The sequence below is a fragment of the Hyphomonas sp. UBA3195 genome, assembly GCF_002366485.1.
Taxonomy (GTDB): domain Bacteria; phylum Pseudomonadota; class Alphaproteobacteria; order Caulobacterales; family Hyphomonadaceae; genus Hyphomonas.
Window position 1 is genome coordinate 1 of sequence record NZ_DEXB01000009.1, and the last position, 19,034, is coordinate 19,034.

Below are 19,034 nucleotides of genomic sequence, written 5' to 3' on the forward strand. Positions count from 1 at the left end.
TCACGCGAAGAATTCGAAGGGATCGATCCGCTCGATCGCGTCGAAGAGGCCCTCGAAATCGCCGGGTGGCAACACGAACGCGACGAAGAAGGCACTATTCAGGCTGTGGCTGAGACCCGTTGGGGTGATATGGGCGCGCTGTTTGCGTTTCGCCCTGAGCCAGCCGCGATCCATTTTTCCGTCACCCTCGACATCAAGCCGATTGCTGACAAACGCCGTCAGCTGTCCGAACTGATCATCATGGCCAATGAGCGCCTCTGGCTCGGCCACTTTGATTACTGGGCAGACGAAGGTGTGGTCATTTTCCGATATACCTTTTCCATGATGGATCGGGATGAAGCCTCGCTGGGCGAGCTCCGTTCGACCATCGCGGCGGCCGTCAGCGCCGTTGACCGGTTTGTGCCTGCGTTCAACTTCCTGATCTGGGCTGGCAAGAGCCCACGCGAAGCGATGGATGCGGTCATGTTCGAAACCCACGGCGAAGCCTGAGACCCGGCGCGTGGCGGCGGCACAGTCAATTGTCCTGATCGGGGCAGGCCGCATGGGCGGCGCACTGGCGTCCGGTTGGCTGTCGGGGCGATCCAAGCCTAGTATTTCCATCGTCGCGCCGCGCCCGACCCCGCAAGTGCAAGAATGGGCTGAAGCCGGCCGCATCACGCTCAACCCGGACCCGTCGCCTGCGCGCATCGTCGTTCTGGGTATCAAGCCCCAGCAATTCACGCGCGCTGCTGAAAGCATCAAGCAATACATCGATGAGAGAACATTGGTGATCTCTGTCATGGGCGGGATCAAGCTGAGCCAGCTCGAAGACCGCCTCGGCACACCGCATGTGATCCGCGCCATGCCGAACACGCCGGGGTCCGTCGGCAAGGGCGTCACGCTGCTGTCGGCGGCCTCGTCGCTGGGCTCTGTGGATATTGAAACCGCCCGCAAGCTGCTCACACCGCTCGGGCTTGTCGAAGGGCCAATGGACGAGAAGACGATGGTTGCCGCGACTGGCATTTCAGGATGCGGCCCGGCCTATGTCTTCCTGCTTGCCGAGGTGATGGCCGAAGCCGGAGAGGCCGAAGGCGTGCCAAAGGACATGGCGGCGCGCCTTGCCATCGAGACGATCATCGGCGCGGCGGCCCTGATGGAACAATCTGGCCAGACTCCAAATGCGCTCAGAAAAATGGTCACTTCCCCCGGCGGCATCACCCAGGCCGCTCTTGACATCCTTATGGATGACGGTGGGATGCCTATATTGCTGAGGAAAGCCCTGCGCGCTGCTGTGACCCGCGACCGGGAGCTTTCCAGAGAGCCGGATTAGAGGACAGTTACCGATGACGACGCAGGCGGGCATATTGGAAAAGGGCCTGCTCGCCGCACTGGAACTTGCCGACGAGACGCCCTGGGCCGATCTGACACTGTCGGCCATTGCGGAGGCCGCAGATACCAGTCTTTCCGAATTTCATGGCCTTGCCGGCAAGGATGATCTTGCCGCACATGCCGACCCCTATTTCGACAAGGCCATGTCGGAAGAGGGCGTGTCGCATGATGAAAGCCCGCGGGAACGCCTGTTCGACGTCATCATGCTGCGGTTCGAGGCAATGGAAGCGCACCGTGCCGGTCTCCTTTCGCTGATGAAGTATCGCGACCATACGCCGTTGCTCTTGCTCTCGCTTCCACTCGCCCGAAAGCGCAGCGCCGACTGGGCGCTTGTCTCGGCCGGGCTCGACAATCGCTCCGGCGCGCCGGTGGGGCTCAAATCCGTCGCGATTGGTTATGTGATCGACACAGCCGAACGCGCCTGGCGCAAGGAAACAAGCGGCGATTTCGCGCTGACCATGGCCGCGCTCGACAAGGGCCTGCGCGACGCCGAAGACCGGATGGAGCAGCTTCAGCGCTTCACCGGCTGGGGAAAAAAGAAAACACGGCAGGACAACACTGCCGACGAGGAAACGAAACCGGAGGAAACATGAATGAGTCGACCAGGCCTCGACGCAGACCCGCTCTCATTGGGAGCGGATTGGTTCAATGCGCTATTTGGAGAGATCGGTATTGACGCCGAGGTTGCTGGCCTCACCGCAAAATCCATCGGCACCGGACAGATCGGCGAGAATGTCCGCTTTGTTTTCGACTATGCGCGCAAGGGGCCGAATGCTCCGGCGACACTGGTAGGCAAGTTTCCGTCTGACAGCCCGGAAAGCCTGATGACTGCCAAGCTGCTCGGCCATTATGAGCGGGAAGTAAAATTCTATCGAACTTTTCCGAAAGTGGCCGGCGTGATTACACCCGCGGCATTTTACACAGATTATGACCCGGACACGAACCGGTTCGCGCTGATCATGGAAGACATGGCGCCGTCAGAGCAGGGCGACCAACTTCAGGGGTGTAGCGTTGCCGAGGCCGAGCGTGCCTTGTCGGCAGCGGCTGTGTTGCATGCCGCGTACTGGAATGATCCTTCGCTTGATACGCACGCCTGGTTGCAGGGCAGTGACCTTGCGCCGCCACCCGCGCTGACACCGGAAGCAGTGAGTGGGCTCTGGCATGGATTCAAGGATCGGTATGGTGAACGGCTGGAGGCTGACGACATCCTTGTGGGCGATGCCTATGCGGCCGCGTTGCCAGCCTGGAGTGAGGGTTATGACGGCCCGCACGCGCTTACGCACAATGATTTCCGGCTCGACAACATGTTGTTCGGCGCGGACGCGGCACCCAAGCCACTGGCCGTTGTAGACTGGCAAACAGCTGGCAAGGGCGCGCCAGCTGGCGATGTCGCATACTTCATCGGAGCGGGCCTGACGCGCGAAGACCGGCCAAAGCACGAGCAGGCATTGCTGCGCTTCTATCATGCGCGGCTGACCGAGCAGGGTATTTCCGACTATTCGTTCGAGGCGCTCTACGATCATTATCGCTGGTTCAGCTTTTACGGCATGTCGGTCGCTTTCGGGGCCGCGATGCTGGTGAAACAGACGGACCGCGGAGACGAGATGTTCCTCACCATGCTGCGCCGTCACGCAGCGCAGGCACGCGACAATGATGCGCTGGCATTGCTGCCGTAATCCAGGCGAAAGTTATACTTTCTGTAATGAATCCAGCCGATTCCCACATTTTGTCCCGGCCCGGTACAGCTTTCCAAACATTCCTCTAACCGGGGGAGTAAAACTGACCGGGTCGCTTACGCCTCGGCTTAAACCCCACCCTGTATGTTGATTTCCATGGCGCCCGGAGAAGCCGGGCAGTCCTGTCATAGCAACTAGAATGGTGTGGACATGGAACAGCACAATGCACGTAACATCAGCGTCCCCGGCCCGGATGGCCAGATGCTGACTCTGGCGGATCTTCCGTCACCTAACATTTCGCGTTGGGTTACGCGTCGCAAAGCTGAAGTCGTTGCAGCAGTCTCCGGGGGGCTCCTGTCCCGCAAGGCTGCTTGTGATCGCTACAGCCTGAGCGAAGAAGAGTTCGAGACGTGGGAGAAGCTTTACTCCCGTCACGGAACCAAGGGACTGCGGACCACACGTTTGCAGCAATACCGCCGCTAGGACGCGTCACGGTTAACGGACTCCTCTCCGTTAAACACAAATTTAAATGCCAGCGCCTATCACTGGTCCTGAATGCCGGAAGTTTACCCGGCAACAGGAGTGGCGAATGGACCATAAGCTCGCAAAATTCCAAGGCAGCGCGATGCTCTCCACACGAGCAGTCGCGCTGTTTGCGCTTGTCATTGCTGGCGTGCTGGGCAGCTGGCGTGCCAGCGACCTGTTCACCCAGCCCGTTGAATCCTGGGTGCCTGGATCAGCCATTGAAACTTCCCTGATGGGTATTCTTGAGCCGGTGGCTGGCACGGGAAATATCCGCCTTTCCGTGTCCGGCGATGGTCGCTCAGGCCGATCGGTCCTCATCCTGCTGGCGTCAGATGCGAGCGAGACCGCACCAACCCTGCAACGTCTTGCAAGTTCCGCCATTCTCCTGTCGCCTGAAACCGGCGATCAGTTGATCATCGAACAGGCTGACTTCGCGCGCGGTGTTGCCGGTCGTCCGGATGCAACTGGCTGGACTGAGCTTGGCCTGTACGCATTGCTTTGCGGTTTGTTGGCATGGGTTGGTTTTCGTGCCCCGCTTGATGCGGCTCCCGCGGCGACGAGTACCGGCGCGCCAGCTGACCGAAAGTCGACCCGCATCGAATCTGCCGACATCATTCCGGTGTCCAAACCACGCCCGGTCCGCCAGCCGGACCCGGACGCCGCATCCCTTGTGCGCAAGGACCCCGCGCGCACCGCATCGATCCTGCGCAGTTGGATGCGCGGTGAAGGAGATGCCGCATGAGCGCGCTGGCGATTTCCCGGCCGCGCGGCACGGCCGGGCTTGCTCGGTCGGCGCGTCTGATGCGCGCTCTGGGGCCTGAGGCCGCGCCAGTCTGGAGCGAATTGAGCCCGCAGGAAGCCCGCGCACTTTCTGCCGCAATGGACGCGCTGGATGATGATTTGCGTGATGAGACTGATGCGCTGGAAAGCTACAAACAGGCGCATGCGCGCAGCGGCGCATCTGCCGAAGCCGATACGCCAATCTGGGCTGAAGTGTCTGAACTTGAAACGCGAGATTTGTTGAAACTGGCTGAGGGCCAGCACCCGCAAGCACTTGCCCTGATGCTTTCCCGCCTGGATGGCAAAGCCTCGGCGCGCATGTTGAAGGCGCTCGAGAAACCTGTCGCCGTCGAGGTGATGCAACGCCTGTTACACTTGGGTCCGGCGCATCCAAGCGCGGTCGCAGCGCTCGAAACAGCCGTGTCGGCATGGATGGCCGGTGCGGCGCCAGCTTCCCGAACCGGTGGTCATGAAGGTGTCGCCCGTATCTTCGACCGGATGGATAGCCGTTCAGAACAAAGCCTTTTGTCTGCGCTGGAATCCGCTGTGCCAGGCGCCGGACAGCGCGTCCGCTCATTGATGTTCACTTTCGACGATCTGGCGAATCTGGATGCGGGGGGACTGCAGACCTTGCTGTCTGCCGCAGACCGTACACGCCTCACCTTTGCGCTGAAAGGCGCACGCGAAGAGACCTGCGCGGCCTTCTTCCGAAACATGACGCAACGCGCTGGAGAATTGCTGCGCGAGGAAATCGACATGCTTGGCGCCGTGCGCCGCAGCGAGATTGAAGCCGCACGAATGGAACTGGTTGATCTGGCCCGCACGCTGATCGAGCGCGGAGACATTCGCGCAGGGCGTCCGCAAGATGAGGATGAACTCGTCGAATGATCCACCGCGCTGTCAAATCTGTTACGCAATTTGAATTTCGCAGCGATTTCAGTCCGGGCGAAGCGGCTCCGGTCGAGCTCGACCCACCGGTGAAGCTGACCACGCCGGAATTGCTGGAAATGCTGGCGGAAGCCCGTGCGGAAGGCGCTGCCAGTGTGCGCGCCGAAGCGGCCCGCGCCGACAGCGAGCGCTTGCAGGGCGTGACGAATGCACTCAACGAAGCCCTCGCCAATCTCGTGGCGCTGACAGGTCATCTGGAGGCCTGCGCCTATGAGGAGGGTTTCAGTGACCGGGCCCATGCGTTAATAAGGGCCACCGCCCGCACTATTCTTGACGGGCAGGGTGATCTGTTCGACGCCCGGCAATCTCTCACGCGTGTTACACCCGAAGGTACCTCATGACTGATTCTGCCAATCCCGCGCTGAAAAAGAGCCTGATGGATGTGCCTGTCCGGGTGGATGTGGTGCTGGGTGAACTGCGGATGCCCATCGAGGAACTGATGGCCATGGCAGAAGGGGACATCGTTGCCCTGGAACGCCATACGGGTGAGCCGGTTGACATCTATCTGTCAGATCGCCTGATGGCGCGGGGCAAACTGGTTATAGCGGATGGCCAATTGGGCGTGACCCTGTCGGAAATCGTCGACGATCGCGCGGCTGCCTGACGCTTAGGTAATTATCATTAAAACATTGCAAGGCCGCCCAATTCCTAACGGAAGAAAGGAAGTTGTTAACCTTTGCCGGTGTTAACTGCTTCCAACGAAAGCATGTCCTGTCGGCCTATTGGGGTGGCGATCGGCGGGGTGATCAACACAAGGGAACATGCAAACATGCGCATGAAGATGTTCGCCGCGGAGACCCTTGAGGCCGCCAAAGCGATGATTTTTGCCGAAATGGGAGCGGACGCGGTCATCCTGTCTGAACGGGAGATCGACGGCGGTGTGGAAGTTCGCGCTGCAACGGACAAGCTGGGAGGCGGCGTTGTTCCAAGCGAACCGCTATTCCTGCGAGAAGCCCGTGGCACCGGACATGGTCGTGGCTCTGAAAACCCTCTCTACAGTCGCGTTCGCGACGCTCTTCTATGGCATGGCGCCCCCAAGCGCTTTGCGGATCGGGTCGCTCATGAGGGCGCTGATCAGAATGCGGTTCCGGGCGACTCGCCAGAGGATTCGATCGCGGCCGGTCTGGAGCGCATCGTCACCTGCGATCCGATTGCGGCCCGCATGGAACGCGACATCATCCTCGTGGGGCCGCCAGGACATGGCCGGACCTCCACTGCAGCGAAACTGACCCGCCGGGCGGCGGTTGCCCGTACGGCCATCCTGCCAATTGCTGCAGACCTTGATGGAACTGCAGGCGGCGCTCAGCTCGCAGCCTATCTGGAACAGGAGCGTGGCCAGATTCGCACCGCTTTGACGCCAGATGCCCTTTTCGACACGTTGCGCACCGCACGGGCCGCCGGGCATCGCTGTGTGATTGACCTGCCATCGATCAATGCGTTCGACCAGGATGACATGGACAGCCTGCAGGACCTGATTCAGGTCGTGCGCGCCGAGCCCGTACTTGTCATGTCAGCCGAAGGTCACCCGGAAGATCAGGCAGATGCTGCCCGCATCTTTGCCCGCGCTGGCATACGCCGCGCTATCCTGACCAAACTCGATATTGCCCGCAGGCGGGGAGGGGCCATTTCGGCTCTGTCTTCTGCGGGAATCGCCTTCTCGCACCTTGCCGTTACGCCCTTTATAGGCGGCGGGCTGGTGCCGGCAGCGCCGTCCCGGCTGGCTGCCTTGTTGATGGAAGATGCCCCCGGCGATGTGATCGCCCTGAAAGGAGCTGCGTAGTCCTATGAGCTTCATGCTTCGAAAATCGCAGGAACGTCCGGCTCAGCGGCCGACCCCTCGCGTCGCGCCAGCCTCGATCATCGCTGTTGCGAGTGGCAAAGGTGGTGTCGGCAAGACTTTCATGGCCATTACCCTGGCCTCCGCTTTTGCCCAGGCCGGCAAGCGCACACTGTTGGTGGATGGCGATTTGGGCCTTGCCAATGTCGACGTTCAACTCGGCATCGCTCCGGAAACCGACCTCGCCGCGGTCATCGCAGGCTGGGTCGAACTGGATGACGCTGTGACGGCCGTCGATGGCGGCGCAGCAGATGGCGGCTTTGACGTATTGCCTGGCCGATCCGGCTCTGGCGCGCTGGCTGAGCTTCCGCCTGAGGAAGTTGCCCGCCTTGCTGCAGGTCTTTCGGCGCTGGCGCTGCAATACGACCAGGTGGTCGTGGACCTTGGCGCCGGGATCGAAGCCAATTGCATGCGCTTGGCGCGCGCCGCCGACAAGGCGCTCATGGTCATTACCGACGAGCCGACTTCGATGACGGACGCTTATGCGTTCATCAAGGTGTTGCGCGGTTACGCGCCGAATGTCGAACCGGTCATCTGTATCAATCAGGCCGAGTCTCGGGCCGCAGGCCAGCGCACCTATGAAGCGATTGCGCGCGCTTGTCAGACCTTCCTCGGCTTCCGTCCACATCTTGCGGGCACCGTAATGCGGGATCCGAAAGTGCGCGATGCGATCCGCTGCCAGAAGACGCTGATCTCCACAGACCAGCAGGCACAGCCGATCCAGGATGCAATTGCAATTTCCCAGATGCTCATAGGCGCCCGTCAAGGTGTCGATATTGGCTATTAATCTGTGTGAAGAAAGTAGAAGTTTTGGGGGCGGATCGTACGGCTTGTTAACCTTCGTTAAAGGAACAGCCCGTAGGATTCACATTGACAGGAAATGCGGCTAGCTTGGTCGTAATGATGATTCGGGAGACGAGAGATGCGCGTCCTGCTGATTGAAGATGATAGTGCGGTGGCTCGTTCCATCGAGTTGATGCTGAAGGCTGCAGGCTTCAACATCTACACCACCGACCTCGGCGAAGAGGGCGTGGACCTCGGCAAGGTCTATGAGTACGACATGATCGTGCTTGACCTCTCACTGCCTGATATTTCCGGGTACGAAGTGCTCAAGCAGCTGCGCATGGGCCGTGTGAACACGCCTGTGATGATCCTCTCCGGCAATCCCGACATTGAAGCGAAGGTGAAGACGCTCGGCTACGGCGCCGACGACTATCTCACCAAGCCATTCAACAAGGACGAGCTGATCGCCCGCATCACCGCCATTGTGCGTCGCTCCAAAGGCCATGCCGAGAGCGTGATCCGCACGGGCGAAATCGTTGTGAATCTCGACGCGAAGACCGTGGAAGTGGACGACGAGCGCGTTCATCTGACCGGCAAGGAATACCAGATGTTCGAGCTTCTTTCCCTCCGGAAAGGCACGACGCTGACCAAGGAAATGTTCCTGAACCACCTCTATGGCGGCATGGACGAGCCAGAATTGAAGATCATCGACGTCTTCATCTGCAAGCTGCGCAAGAAGCTGCAGAATGCGACCAACGGCAACCACTATATCGAAACGGTCTGGGGGCGCGGTTATGTTCTGCGCGATCCGCGTCCAAGCTCGAAGACGGCGGAAGTCGAAGCGGCGGCCTGACGCCCAGAGTTTTGAAGCTTTAAGAGTGCTTCCCGAACCCCGGCCGAAAGGTCGGGGTTTTGTTTTGCGCGCAAATGGCTTTTGCACGTTCCGGCTTGCAACCAGGCGCAAATAGCTGACATTGAACGCCATGTCCCAGAATTCTGCCGGTCCTGAAATCCTTCGCCTGATTGAACTGATCTCGCGCCTGCCGGGCCTCGGGCCCCGGTCTGCGCGGCGCGTTGCCCTGTTCCTGTTAAAGCGTCGCGACACTTTGCTGAAACCGCTGGCCGACGCGCTGGCTGAGGCAGGCGAGAAGATCGAACGGTGCAAGGTCTGCGGGAATTTCGACACGGTGCAGCCTTGCGCAGTGTGCCAGGCAGGTGGGCGCGATGATGCGCTGGTGTGCGTGGTGGAAGACGTGCCGGATCTCTGGGCGCTGGAGCGCGGTGGCGCGTTCCGGGGGCGTTACCATGTGCTCGGCGGCGTCCTGTCGGCGATCGACGGTATTACGCCAGATGACCTCAACATTCCGTCATTGGTGACCCGCGTGGACGCGGGCGGCATACGCGAAGTGATCCTCGCGCTCAATGCCACTGTTGATGGCCAGACGACAGCGCACTACGTGGCCGAGTTGCTTGAAGGGAAGGGCGTCAGTGTCACGCGTCTGGCGCATGGCGTACCTGTGGGCGGCGAACTGGACCATCTCGATGATGGTACGCTCGCCGCCGCACTCAGGTCACGCCGCGATATCTGATCGGGCCTATTCGGCTTCCGCTTCAGCGATATCCACGCGGAATATGCCGTCGAAATCCTTGGTCGCGACATAGAGGTGACCATCGGGGCCCTGAACCACGTCACGGATCGCATATTCTTCGTCAAACAGTGACTGCTTGCCGACCACTTCTCCATTTTCCATGTCGATCCGCGTCAGCTCCAGTCCGGCCGGACCGTTCATGCCGCCCGTGAAAAGGTCGCCTTTCCAGCCCGGATAAACGTCGCTGGTCAGCATGGTGAGGCCTGAAGGAGCAATTGATGGTACCCAATAAGTGAGCGGTTGAACCATGCCTTCGGCTTCGGTCTCATTCGTTATGATTGTGCCATCATAATTCACGCCATAGGTGATCTTGGGCCAGCCATAATTCGCGCCGGGCGTGGAGATGTTGAGTTCGTCGCCGCCTTTGGGGCCGTGTTCTGTCTCGTACAACGTGTCCGTGGCGGTGTCGTAGTAGAGCCCCTGCACATTGCGGTGACCATAGGACCAGACTGCGGGCGCACCGGCTTCACCATCGGCAAACGGATTGTCTGCAGGAATAGAGCCGTCTGTGTTGATGCGGACGATGGTACCATGCGTATTGGTGGGATCCTGAGCATCCTTCATGAAGCTGAAGCCCTCGCCGAGGGAAACGAACAGGGTGCCGTCATTCGCAAATTGCAGGCGCGAGCCATAATGGTAGGCGGTATCGCGCGCATCGGCCCAGAAGATTTCCTCAACATTTTGCAGCGCGCTGGCATCGTCGCTGAGGCGGCCCTTGATGACGGCTGCTGCGTTCGCGGCACCATCGCCCTTGGAGTAGGAGATGTAGACCATGCGGTTGGTCTCGAAGTCCGGATCCAGCACCAGGCCAAGATATCCTGCCTGACCTTCAATGAACGCTTCCGGCAGGCCGGTCACGGAAGAGGGGGTGCCCTCGCCTCCAGCCACGAATTTCAGGCCGCCTTCCTTCTCTGTGAACAGCAAATCGCCATTCGGCAGGAAGGCGAGACCCCAGGGCCACTCGGCCTCGGTCACGACGGGCGTGAGTTTCACGTCAAAGTCGCTTGTTGCGACCGGCGTGGTTTCAGCTGGCCCGCCACAAGCGGCAACAATCAGTGCGAGCGGAAGCAGGGGGATGATAGGGCGCATGAGGGCGTCTCCGTTTGAGGCAGGGAGGTTTGCTGGGACCATAGGACGAGCCTGCCGATTGGCCAAACAAAAAGGGCGACCTCGAAAGGCCGCCCTTGGAATTCAAACGAGTCCGGGTCCTACCAGGACTTCTTGACCGTGACGCCGTAGAGAGCTGGCTCGGTCAGGAAGGCGTTGGTGAACAGGCCTGAGGAATCGTCGGTCAGGTACGTGCCGGTGATGACTTCCTCGTCGGTCAAGTTCTTGGCGAAGACTTCCACGCCCCATCCGCTCTCTGGATTATTGAGCAGGATCGACAGGTTGACGTTGGACCAGGATTCCAGTCCATCGCGCGGCGTGTTCCAGATACGGCTCTCGCTTTCCGACTGCATGTAGTAGTCGCCGCGGATCGTAAGGTCCCAGTTGGAATTGCTGATGGCTGGGAATGTGTATTCCGCCGCCAGGTTCAGCGTCATGTCCGGGGCGCCCGGCATGGAGTTGCCATCCAGATTCTTGGCATCCCCTTCGATGGGCTGCAGGGCCGTGGCCGTCTGCGTGTCGCCATTGGAGTCCGTGTAGGTCACGGTGACGCCGTCCAGACCGAAGGCGGCTTCCTGCCCGGAGAATGCGCCGGTACAGAGGCCAAGCGTGGAACCCGGAGCAAGCAGGCCGCCCTGAATGGCTCCCAGCACTGTGGCATAGCCCTGAGCGGACACGACACAGTTCGAATAGGTGCTGGAATTCTTCAGCGCGACGAGATCTGCCCGTCCATTGGTGCGGTCGAGCACGTCGATGCCATAAGTGTCGACGACTTCGGCATTCAGAAGGCCGAGATTAGCCGTCAGCAGCCAATTGTCTGCCGGCGTCCACAGGGCTTCCAGCTCAAGACCCTGAAGCTCTGCGTCCACGTTGATGTTCACCGAAGAGCGGTTGATGATCTGCGTGATCTGGTAGCCTTCATAGTCATACATGAAGCCGGTCAGGTTCAGCTGGGCGGTGCCGCCTGCAAACGTGTTCTTCGTTCCGATTTCATACGAGTTGATGAATTCCGGATCGAAGGTCTGCGGGAACAGGTTTGCACCTGCTGGCTGTGGCGGGTTGATGCCGCCACCCTTGTAGCCCTTGGAATAGAAGCCGTAGATCAGCGTATCGTCTGTGAAGTCGAGATCAGCTGTGTAGTCAAAACCGATACGGCCAGTGATTTCCTGGAAGTCGGCTTTCAGCTTGCCTTGAGACGCAAGTGGGTCTGCGCCTGCTGGTTGTGGAGTGAACAGGAAGGTCGAGACGATGTCCTGTTCCTTCTGGTCATCCGTATAGCGAAGTCCCAGCGTGAGCTGGAGATCGTCAGAGACGTCATAGTAACCTTCACCAAAGACAGCGAAGGATTCCAGCTGGTAGGGGGACAGCGAGCGGAAATAGTTCCCGCCGTCACCATTCAGGGACAGGTCGAACAGGGACGCACCATCGGAGGTCGTAGAGCCGCTATCGAGCGGAACATTGCCGCCGAACAGGGCGCCACCAGCCGCATTATTGATCTGCGTCAGAGCCGTCAGCGCGTTCGACAGAACGTAATAACCGTCTTCAGCATTGTACGGATCGATGGATTCGAAATCCACCTTGATGGCACCAAGGTTGAAGTTGAACGGACCATCATAGTCGGACTGGAGCCGAAGTTCGTGAGTGGTCTGCTCACTATTGCCACCAGACAGGTCGAAGGTCCGGAAGGAATTGGCAGCGCCAAGTTCCGGATCGGTCACGACGCCGCCTGGGAACAGGAGGGGATAGAGTGGTGCCAGGGCCGGGTTGATGAAGGGGCCGGCCGTTGTGTTGAAGGTCAGTGATGCAGAGGCCTTGTTGTAATCCTCACGCGATACGACCGAGCTCTCACTATAACTGCCGAGATAGGTCAGCAGTAGATTGTCGCCGATATCGGCTTCAGCTTTCCATGAATAGAGCGTCTGGTCGGCCTGGTACATTGGGTCGAAGGCCGACTCAATCTTGCGCAGGTCCGAAATGGCCGGGGCCAGGTTCACATCACCGTTCAGGAGGCCGGCAAAGATGCCGAGGCCGCCAGCGAGGGTGGCCTGCGAATTCACGCGGTCACGGGACTGGTCGAGCGGAGCATCTTCACAGCCGAGTGACGTCGCCAACTGGTCAACAGCTGAGACCGGAATGCCCATGAAGCTGTCGAAGCCTTCGTCCTTGTCGCACAGCTGCTTACCGGAGCGGAGGCGGGAATCGTCTTCTTCGAAATGCTCAACCGAAATCCAACCGCGGGCCCAGTCTGTGGGCTCGAATGCGAGGGTCGCCCGCACACTATAGAGGTCACGATCATCGACATCATTGCCGGTTGTCAGATTGTCCACATAGCCGTCACGGCCGAGATAGGAGCCAGCCACACGCAGGGCGGCGTTTTCGCCAAGGGGCAGGTTGACCATGCCCTTGCCTTTGAACGTGTTGTAATTGCCATAGGTCAGCTCGGCATCTGCCTGGAATTCGCCCAGTACCGGCTTGGCAGTAATCAGGTTGAACACACCGCCAGTCGCGTTGCGTCCATAAAGCGTACCTTGTGGGCCACGCAGGACCTCGACACGTTCAACATCATAGAACTCGGCTTCGAAGAGGCGGTTGGCCGTAAGCGGAATGTCGTTCTGGTGGATACCCACACCCGCATCACCGGATTGTGCAACCACGTCGGCGCCAATACCGCGGATCTTGAAGTTGAATGATGTGAAGTTGCCTTTGGTGAAGCTGACGTTCGGAATGGATTTCACCAGGTCAGGGCCACCGGCAAGCTGGAGCCGGTCGAGGGCATCTTCATCGAACGCGGAAACCGCGATCGGAACATCCTGAATGGATTCCTCGGTTTTCTGTGTCGTCACCGTGACCGTTGACAGGGTGCGCGGGCTTTCGTCGGAATCATCCTGAGCGGCGGCCATCGGCCCCACCAGACCGACCACGAGAGCGGATGCCCCAGCCAGCCAGACGGATTTCGAGTGTCTGATATTTCGCATGTTTTGTTTCCTCCCCTCGGGCCGCTTTAGTGCTGCCTCGAGCAATTTTAGCCGAGCCGGCCTCTTTTGGGCCTGCTTCAATTGTCATCTGAATGCATTCGTGACGGGTCTGTCAACATGACGCTGGGGTAATGACGGGTTTTAAAATGCGGGTGTTAAAAATGTAACGCCCTTGCTTGGCCGCGTTGCCCATGCCTGTTACAGGCGCAGCATGTCACATTCTTCTACCGCCGCACTGGTCCTCTTCTCGGGAGGGCAGGATTCCACGACCTGCCTGGCATGGGCGCTTGAGCGATTCGGGCGCGTAGAGACGGTCGGTTTTGACTACGGCCAACGCCACCGGATCGAACTCGATTGCCGGGAGACGGTACGGCGGGGTCTGGCTGACCTAAATGCAGACTGGGGCAGCCGTCTTGGACCGGACCATATGCTCGACGCCACCGTGCTGAAGTCGCTCGGAGAAACGGCGATGACGCACGATGTCAGCATCGAGATGACAGAGGCCGGCCTGCCTTCCACATTCGTGCCGGGCCGTAATCTGCTGTTCCTGACCTTGGCGGGCGCTCTGGCCAGCCGCCGGGGCATTTCTGTTCTGGTCGGCGGGATGTGCGAAACGGACTATTCGGGCTATCCCGACTGCCGCGCAACGACGATGGACGCCCAGGCTGAAACACTGAGGCTGGGCCTCGATGTTCCGATGCAGATCGACACGCCGCTAATGTACATAGACAAGGCAGGGACGTGGGCGCTGGCAGAAGATCTGGGGGGCCAGGCGCTGGTCGATCTGATCGCGGAAGATACCCATACGTGCTATCTGGGCGAGCGCGGCCAGCGCCATGAGTGGGGCTATGGCTGTGGGGAATGCCCGGCTTGTGAGCTGCGCGCAAAGGGCTGGGCAGGCTGGAAAGCCGGTGCCTGAACACCCAATTCACTTGCAGAAGAAGCAGCCATAACAACTGGACTTTTCGAGCTTTTTCCAGCAATTGGGCGCCAATCCGCGCCTCAAGCACTTGTTGGCGCAAAACCGCACGAGAATTGAAACGAACCGATGACCACACAGACTGACCAGACCAGCACCTCAGCCGCGGCGACCAGCCCGGAAGGCCGCGTGTTTGCGATCTCGAAATCTGTGAATTTCGAGGCGGCCCATTATATGGGCGGCAAGCCTGAAGGGCATCCCTACCGCAATGTGCACGGCCATTCCTTTGTACTGGAGGCGACGGTTGCGGGCACGGTCAAGCCAGGCGAGCAATGGGTTGAGGATTTCTCTCATCTGACCGCCTGCCTGCAGGCTACGGCAGCGAAGCTGGATCACAAGCTGCTGAATGACATTGAAGGGCTTGAAGTGCCGACGCTGGAGCGGATCTGCCTCTGGGCAGCAGCCGACCTGAAAGAAGGCCTGCCGGGCCTGACGAAAGTCGCCATTTCCCGGCCAAGCCTGAATGAGCGGTGCGAGCTGGTTCTCTAGCTGCCGGACGGCGTCGCGGCTGTCAGTTCTTTCACGAATTTGCGGGCAAACCGGTCAGAGGCGCGCTTGGCGTCCTGCCAGGTCGAGATACCGGCATAACGAATATCAGTCTCATACCAGTCATAGGTCAGGTCGCCTGTCGCTTTGCCGCTGGCATCAAAGGCCGTTGCTGACAGTTTCATGCCACCAATGCTTTTGGAGTCGCCATAATCAAGGCCCGGCGTATCGCCCAATTGCTTGAACGTCGGCTTGTTGGGCTTGGCGTCAAGGATGGTCACATCAATGCGGGCTATGTCGAGCCCGGCCTTGCCGAGTTCGCGGGTCAGGTCTTCCTGCACTTCTTCTATCAGGTAATCAGCTTCGCGCATGCCGTATTCATCGTTCAGCTCCTCGGTGAATTCCGGGCTGAAGGTGACATTGATTTCGCCTGCGAGCGCGGCCGGGGCGGCCAGCAAGGCTAGGGCGGCGAGGGGAACTAGTCGTTTCATCGAAGTCTCTCCAAAACTGCTATAGATTCATCCTACCACGCGGCCCATGCCCGTAGAAGTCACAGGCCTGTGAGCGTGGAGTGCACCTGTCAGGGGTTCAAACACTGCCTTCCTGCTCGACCACAAGGATGCGGGCTTCACCCCGGGGGTGAGCGACATGTTCGCATCCAATCCCGGCGAAGAAAATGTCTCCTGTTTCCAGCGTCACGATCTTCTCTGCACCGTCTTCGCGATAGTGCATGTCCACGATCCCATCGAGGACCGCGAACACCTCCTCGCCCTCATTGACGTGCCAGATATAGGGCTGGTCGGTCCAGTGAAGGCGTGTGGTGATCCCGTCCATGTTTGCGACATCGATCGCACCCCAGGCCTTGGGCGCGGTAAACGCCTTGCCGCGGATAACTTGCATCGTGTGACCTCCCACAACCAATAAGACCGAGCCGCATTGCGCTGCGGCCCGGTCTTCGAAGTAACGTGGCCGGAGGCAGAGATCAAACCGTGTCGACGAACACGATCTCGGCGTCGGCAACGCCCTTCACCGTCAGGGTCTCGGGCCCGGTGATGGCGGCCCCGTCGCGTCCGGTCATGACAAGGCCGTTCAACTCGACAGATCCGTCGGCCAGCACCAGATATCCATGACGGCCTTCCTTCACTTCATAGGTCAGCGTTTCGCCTTCCTTCAGTGTCGCGCCGAGCACATTGGCGTCCTGATTGATGACGAGGCTGTCGTCTGCGCCGTCACCTGAGGCCAGCACCGCCCAATTGCCGGACCGTTCCCCTTTGGGAAATTTCCGGGCGCCCCAACCAGGCTTGCCACCTGCTTGACGCGGCAGGATCCAGATCTGGAACAGGGTGGTTTCCTCGTCTTCGGCGTTCCACTCGGAATGCTGCACACCGTCGCCAGCGCTCATGACCTGAACGTCCCCGGCCTCGGTACGGCCGGTATTGCCCATGGAATCCTTGTGCGTGATCGCGCCGGTGCGGACATAGGTGATGATTTCCATCGAGCTGTGCCCGTGCGGCGGGAAGCCGGTATGCGGCTGGATCGTGTCATCATTCCAGACACGCAGGGCGCCTTCGCCCATGCGCTTCGGGTCGTGATAACCGGAAAAAGAGAAATGGTAATTGGCATTCAGCCAGTCATTCTGGAACCGGCCGAGCTGTTTGAAGGGTCTGTGTTCAATCATGGCGATATCCTTTCGCGCTCGTGTTGCAGCGAATATGACGCGTCCGGGCGCAGCCTGTAGATTGCGGCCAGCCATCACACCTATGCGCACCGTGCATAAGTGGAAACGGGCGGAAAACCCGCTAGGTTCCGCCCGATATGACACTGCCCATTATCCACCATGTCGATTATGACGCGAAAACGGTCGCCGATGACCATCGCTTCCCGATGCGCAAATATGCGCTCGTGGCCGAATTTCTCCGCGACGCGGGCCACCGTTTCATAGCGCCGGAGGCCGCGCTGGAAGACTGGCTGCACCTCGCGCATGACGAGGCCTATGTCAGCGCCATCATGACCCAGACGCTGGACGCGAAGGCCGCGCGCAAGGTCGGGTTCGAGATCACGCCCGCCATTGCCCGGCGCTCGGCTGCCTCGGTCGGTGGCACATGTCTCGCCGCGCGGCTTGCGCTGGAGCAGGGGGCCGCTGTGAACCTTGCCGGCGGCAGCCATCATGCCGGGCCCGACGGCGGGGCAGGGTTCTGCGTGTTCAACGATGTCGGCGTTGCCGGAAAGCTCTTGCTGGAAACGAAGGAAGTGCGCCGCGTGGCGGTCATCGATTGCGACGTCCATCATGGCGACGGCACGGCGCTGATCTTCCGCTATGATCCGCGCGTCTTCACCGCCTCGCTGCATTGCGAGCAGAACTGGCCGCGCGAGAAACCGCCCTCTGATCTGGACATCGGCCTGCCGAAGGGCACGGGCGATGCGGACTATCTGGCCGCGCTGGAAGACTTGGTCGAGGCCGCGCTTGGTACGTCGCCGGATATCGTCTTCTACAATGCCGGGGTCGATCCGCATGCAGAAGACCGGTTGGGCCTGTTGTCCCTGACGGATGACGGCCTGCGCGCGCGGGACGCCTTTGTGGCGCGGGCCTGCCGCTCAGCCGGCATCCCGCTCTGCGGTGTCCTCGGCGGCGGCTATGCCCGTGACGCCCGCGCCGTCGCCCGTCGCCATACGTTTCTTGTCGAGGCGTTCGGCGCGGCTGCGTGAAGGCACCTGTGCTCTTGCCCCGACTCACTTGCGTCGCCACAAGAGGCTGATGCCTGCCCAGCCAACTCTTGATGATGCCCGCGCGCTGCTGAAGCGCGTCTATGGCTATGACGCCTTCCGGGGGCTGCAGGAGGATGTCATCGCCGACACGCTGGCGGGCAAGGATGGCCTCGCCGTGCTGCCGACCGGCGGCGGCAAGTCGCTCTGCTACCAGATCCCGGCGCTGCTGCGCGATGGTATCGGCATTGTCGTCTCGCCGCTGATCGCGCTGATGGCCGATCAGGTCGATGCGCTCAAACAGGTCGGCGTGCGCGCCGAGCGGCTGGATTCCTCGATGGACTTCAATGCCCGCGCCGAAGCGCTGGAGGCGGCCGCGCGCGGCGAGATGGATCTGCTCTATGTCTCGCCCGAAGGCATGGGCACGGGGCTGGCCCAGCGGCTTGCCCAGATGAAGGTCTCGCTGATTGCCGTGGACGAGGCCCACTGTGTCAGCCAATGGGGCCATGATTTCCGCCCGGACTATCGCGCGCTCGGGCGTCTGAAGGATATGTTCCCCGGCGTGCCGCGCCTCGCAGTCACCGCCACGGCTGACACCCGTACGCGCGACGACATCCTTGCCCAGCTCGACCTGACGCAACCGGCGGTCCATGTGGCGAGCTTCGACCGGCCCAATCTCGCCCTCGCCGCAGAGCCCAAGGAAGGCAACCGCGCCCAGCGGGTCGTCTCCCTCGTCAAGGCGCGTCCGGGCCTGTCTGGCATCGTCTATGCCGCCACCCGCAACGCCACCGAAGACCTCGCCGAGGCCATCGAGCGCGCGGGCATCACGGCGCTCGCCTATCATGCTGGGCTCGATGCCGATGTGCGGGCCGAGCGCCAGCGGCGTTTCCTGCTGGAAGATGGCCTCGTCATGTGCGCCACCGTCGCCTTCGGCATGGGGGTCGACAAGCCGGATGTGCGCTTTGTCATCCATGCTGATCCGCCCAAGACGATGGAAGCCTACTGGCAGGAAGTCGGCCGTGCGGGCCGCGATGGAGAGCCCGCCGAGGGTGTCGCCCTCTACGGCCCCGCCGACATGCGCCGCTCGCTCAGCTGGACCTATGAGGGGGACGCGCCCGAAGCGGTCAAGCGGGTGCAGATCACCAAGACCCGCCAGCTGTTTGCCTTCTTTGATGGCGATGAATGCCGCCGCGCTGCCGTGCGCCGCTATTTCGGGGA

At 60.6% G+C, this 19,034-nt stretch carries 22 protein-coding genes; 17 read left to right on the top strand and 5 right to left on the bottom strand.

Annotated elements, in window-relative coordinates; all coding sequences use genetic code 11:
- From B2344_RS03140 to recR, 13 genes are all read left to right on the top strand, one after another.
- Nucleotides 1-489: YbjN domain-containing protein (locus B2344_RS03140; RefSeq protein WP_349678524.1), on the top strand; the 489-nt coding region annotated here is incomplete at its 5' end.
- A gap of 10 nt (nucleotides 490-499) precedes the next feature.
- On the top strand, nucleotides 500-1,309 hold the full coding sequence (gene proC, locus B2344_RS03145; protein ID WP_206991250.1) for a pyrroline-5-carboxylate reductase: 810 nt from the start codon (nucleotides 500-502) through the stop codon (nucleotides 1,307-1,309).
- 13 nt (nucleotides 1,310-1,322) lie between these two features.
- A complete protein-coding gene (locus B2344_RS03150) occupies nucleotides 1,323-1,961 on the top strand; it encodes a hypothetical protein (protein ID WP_206991249.1) in 639 nt (212 codons plus the stop codon).
- The gene (locus tag B2344_RS03155) at nucleotides 1,962-3,044 is read left to right on the top strand and encodes a phosphotransferase (protein ID WP_051607420.1); all 1,083 of its coding nucleotides are present in this window, start codon (nucleotides 1,962-1,964) and stop codon (nucleotides 3,042-3,044) included.
- Between the two features lie 210 nt (nucleotides 3,045-3,254).
- Nucleotides 3,255-3,527: a DUF1153 domain-containing protein gene (locus B2344_RS03160; RefSeq protein ID WP_206991248.1), complete on the top strand. Its 273-nt coding sequence runs from the start codon at nucleotides 3,255-3,257 to the stop codon at nucleotides 3,525-3,527.
- Nucleotides 3,528-3,633: 106 nt separating this feature from the next.
- Nucleotides 3,634-4,311, top strand: coding sequence for a hypothetical protein (locus B2344_RS03165; RefSeq protein WP_206991247.1), 678 nt, complete (start codon nucleotides 3,634-3,636; stop codon nucleotides 4,309-4,311).
- Nucleotides 4,308-5,237 (top strand): FliG C-terminal domain-containing protein, encoded by a 930-nt coding sequence (locus B2344_RS03170; RefSeq protein WP_290484650.1) that lies wholly within the window; start codon nucleotides 4,308-4,310, stop codon nucleotides 5,235-5,237. Before B2344_RS03165 ends, B2344_RS03170 begins: the two co-directional genes overlap by 4 nt.
- On the top strand, nucleotides 5,234-5,638 hold the full coding sequence (locus tag B2344_RS03175; protein WP_034810659.1) for a hypothetical protein: 405 nt from the start codon (nucleotides 5,234-5,236) through the stop codon (nucleotides 5,636-5,638). The genes B2344_RS03170 and B2344_RS03175 overlap by 4 nt, the downstream gene beginning before the upstream one ends.
- Nucleotides 5,635-5,901: a flagellar motor switch protein FliN gene (gene fliN, locus B2344_RS03180; protein WP_034810661.1), complete on the top strand. Its 267-nt coding sequence runs from the start codon at nucleotides 5,635-5,637 to the stop codon at nucleotides 5,899-5,901. The genes B2344_RS03175 and fliN overlap by 4 nt, the downstream gene beginning before the upstream one ends.
- Nucleotides 5,902-6,072: 171 nt before the next feature.
- Nucleotides 6,073-7,077, top strand: coding sequence for a flagellar biosynthesis protein FlhF-like protein (locus B2344_RS03185; RefSeq protein WP_242517382.1), 1,005 nt, complete (start codon nucleotides 6,073-6,075; stop codon nucleotides 7,075-7,077).
- Nucleotides 7,078-7,081: 4 nt separating this feature from the next.
- Nucleotides 7,082-7,921, top strand: coding sequence for an AAA family ATPase (locus tag B2344_RS03190; RefSeq protein WP_034810665.1), 840 nt, complete (start codon nucleotides 7,082-7,084; stop codon nucleotides 7,919-7,921).
- A gap of 135 nt (nucleotides 7,922-8,056) precedes the next feature.
- Entirely contained in the window at nucleotides 8,057-8,770 is a 714-nt protein-coding gene (gene ctrA / locus B2344_RS03195) for a response regulator transcription factor CtrA (protein WP_034810668.1), read from the top strand.
- Nucleotides 8,771-8,900: 130 nt separating this feature from the next.
- Nucleotides 8,901-9,506, top strand: a complete 606-nt coding sequence (recR, locus tag B2344_RS03200) for a recombination mediator RecR (protein ID WP_290479880.1) — start codon at nucleotides 8,901-8,903, stop codon at nucleotides 9,504-9,506.
- 6 nt (nucleotides 9,507-9,512) lie between these two features.
- On the opposite strand, the gene B2344_RS03205 is transcribed toward recR, so the two are convergent.
- Nucleotides 9,513-10,655 (bottom strand): PQQ-dependent sugar dehydrogenase, encoded by a 1,143-nt coding sequence (locus B2344_RS03205; protein WP_290479879.1) that lies wholly within the window; start codon nucleotides 10,653-10,655, stop codon nucleotides 9,513-9,515.
- A 119-nt stretch (nucleotides 10,656-10,774) separates the two neighbouring features.
- Complete coding sequence (locus B2344_RS03210; RefSeq protein WP_290483304.1) at nucleotides 10,775-13,648, bottom strand: TonB-dependent receptor; 2,874 nt, start codon at nucleotides 13,646-13,648, stop codon at nucleotides 10,775-10,777.
- Between the two features lie 211 nt (nucleotides 13,649-13,859).
- On the opposite strand from B2344_RS03210, the gene queC reads away from it, so the two are divergent.
- The gene (gene queC / locus B2344_RS03215; protein ID WP_290484651.1) at nucleotides 13,860-14,567 is read left to right on the top strand and encodes a 7-cyano-7-deazaguanine synthase QueC; all 708 of its coding nucleotides are present in this window, start codon (nucleotides 13,860-13,862) and stop codon (nucleotides 14,565-14,567) included.
- 129 nt (nucleotides 14,568-14,696) lie between these two features.
- Entirely contained in the window at nucleotides 14,697-15,116 is a 420-nt protein-coding gene (locus B2344_RS03220; protein ID WP_290479876.1) for a 6-carboxytetrahydropterin synthase, read from the top strand.
- Here the strand turns inward: B2344_RS03220 and B2344_RS03225 are convergent.
- The 3 genes from B2344_RS03225 to B2344_RS03235 all read right to left on the bottom strand — a co-directional run bounded on the left by B2344_RS03225 (nucleotide 15,113) and on the right by B2344_RS03235 (nucleotide 16,791).
- Nucleotides 15,113-15,604 (bottom strand): hypothetical protein, encoded by a 492-nt coding sequence (locus tag B2344_RS03225; protein WP_206991240.1) that lies wholly within the window; start codon nucleotides 15,602-15,604, stop codon nucleotides 15,113-15,115. The genes B2344_RS03220 and B2344_RS03225 overlap by 4 nt on opposite strands.
- A gap of 97 nt (nucleotides 15,605-15,701) precedes the next feature.
- Complete coding sequence (locus tag B2344_RS03230; protein ID WP_206991239.1) at nucleotides 15,702-16,013, bottom strand: cupin; 312 nt, start codon at nucleotides 16,011-16,013, stop codon at nucleotides 15,702-15,704.
- A gap of 82 nt (nucleotides 16,014-16,095) precedes the next feature.
- A complete protein-coding gene (locus B2344_RS03235) occupies nucleotides 16,096-16,791 on the bottom strand; it encodes a pirin family protein (RefSeq protein WP_290483306.1) in 696 nt (231 codons plus the stop codon).
- Between the two features lie 137 nt (nucleotides 16,792-16,928).
- Here B2344_RS03235 and B2344_RS03240 point away from each other — a divergent pair, with 137 nt between their 5' ends.
- Both B2344_RS03240 and B2344_RS03245 read left to right on the top strand, forming a co-directional pair.
- The gene (locus B2344_RS03240; protein WP_206991237.1) at nucleotides 16,929-17,819 is read left to right on the top strand and encodes a histone deacetylase family protein; all 891 of its coding nucleotides are present in this window, start codon (nucleotides 16,929-16,931) and stop codon (nucleotides 17,817-17,819) included.
- A gap of 49 nt (nucleotides 17,820-17,868) precedes the next feature.
- A partial coding sequence (locus tag B2344_RS03245; protein ID WP_290484652.1) for a RecQ family ATP-dependent DNA helicase occupies nucleotides 17,869-19,034 on the top strand: 1,166 nt, incomplete at its 3' end.

Coding starts and splice junctions, on each gene's coding strand:
- B2344_RS03150 (WP_206991249.1), top strand. CDS start 1,323: ATGACGACGCAGGCGGGCATATTGGAAAAGGGCCTGCTCGCCGCACTG.
- B2344_RS03155 (WP_051607420.1), top strand. CDS start 1,962: ATGAGTCGACCAGGCCTCGACGCAGACCCGCTCTCATTGGGAGCGGAT.
- B2344_RS03160 (WP_206991248.1), top strand. CDS start 3,255: ATGGAACAGCACAATGCACGTAACATCAGCGTCCCCGGCCCGGATGGC.
- B2344_RS03165 (WP_206991247.1), top strand. CDS start 3,634: ATGGACCATAAGCTCGCAAAATTCCAAGGCAGCGCGATGCTCTCCACA.
- B2344_RS03170 (WP_290484650.1), top strand. CDS start 4,308: ATGAGCGCGCTGGCGATTTCCCGGCCGCGCGGCACGGCCGGGCTTGCT.
- B2344_RS03175 (WP_034810659.1), top strand. CDS start 5,234: ATGATCCACCGCGCTGTCAAATCTGTTACGCAATTTGAATTTCGCAGC.
- fliN (WP_034810661.1), top strand. CDS start 5,635: ATGACTGATTCTGCCAATCCCGCGCTGAAAAAGAGCCTGATGGATGTG.
- B2344_RS03185 (WP_242517382.1), top strand. CDS start 6,073: ATGAAGATGTTCGCCGCGGAGACCCTTGAGGCCGCCAAAGCGATGATT.
- B2344_RS03190 (WP_034810665.1), top strand. CDS start 7,082: ATGAGCTTCATGCTTCGAAAATCGCAGGAACGTCCGGCTCAGCGGCCG.
- ctrA (WP_034810668.1), top strand. CDS start 8,057: ATGCGCGTCCTGCTGATTGAAGATGATAGTGCGGTGGCTCGTTCCATC.
- recR (WP_290479880.1), top strand. CDS start 8,901: ATGTCCCAGAATTCTGCCGGTCCTGAAATCCTTCGCCTGATTGAACTG.
- B2344_RS03205 (WP_290479879.1), bottom strand. CDS start 10,655: ATGCGCCCTATCATCCCCCTGCTTCCGCTCGCACTGATTGTTGCCGCT.
- B2344_RS03210 (WP_290483304.1), bottom strand. CDS start 13,648: ATGCGAAATATCAGACACTCGAAATCCGTCTGGCTGGCTGGGGCATCC.
- queC (WP_290484651.1), top strand. CDS start 13,860: ATGTCACATTCTTCTACCGCCGCACTGGTCCTCTTCTCGGGAGGGCAG.
- B2344_RS03220 (WP_290479876.1), top strand. CDS start 14,697: ATGACCACACAGACTGACCAGACCAGCACCTCAGCCGCGGCGACCAGC.
- B2344_RS03225 (WP_206991240.1), bottom strand. CDS start 15,604: ATGAAACGACTAGTTCCCCTCGCCGCCCTAGCCTTGCTGGCCGCCCCG.
- B2344_RS03230 (WP_206991239.1), bottom strand. CDS start 16,013: ATGCAAGTTATCCGCGGCAAGGCGTTTACCGCGCCCAAGGCCTGGGGT.
- B2344_RS03235 (WP_290483306.1), bottom strand. CDS start 16,791: ATGATTGAACACAGACCCTTCAAACAGCTCGGCCGGTTCCAGAATGAC.
- B2344_RS03240 (WP_206991237.1), top strand. CDS start 16,929: ATGACACTGCCCATTATCCACCATGTCGATTATGACGCGAAAACGGTC.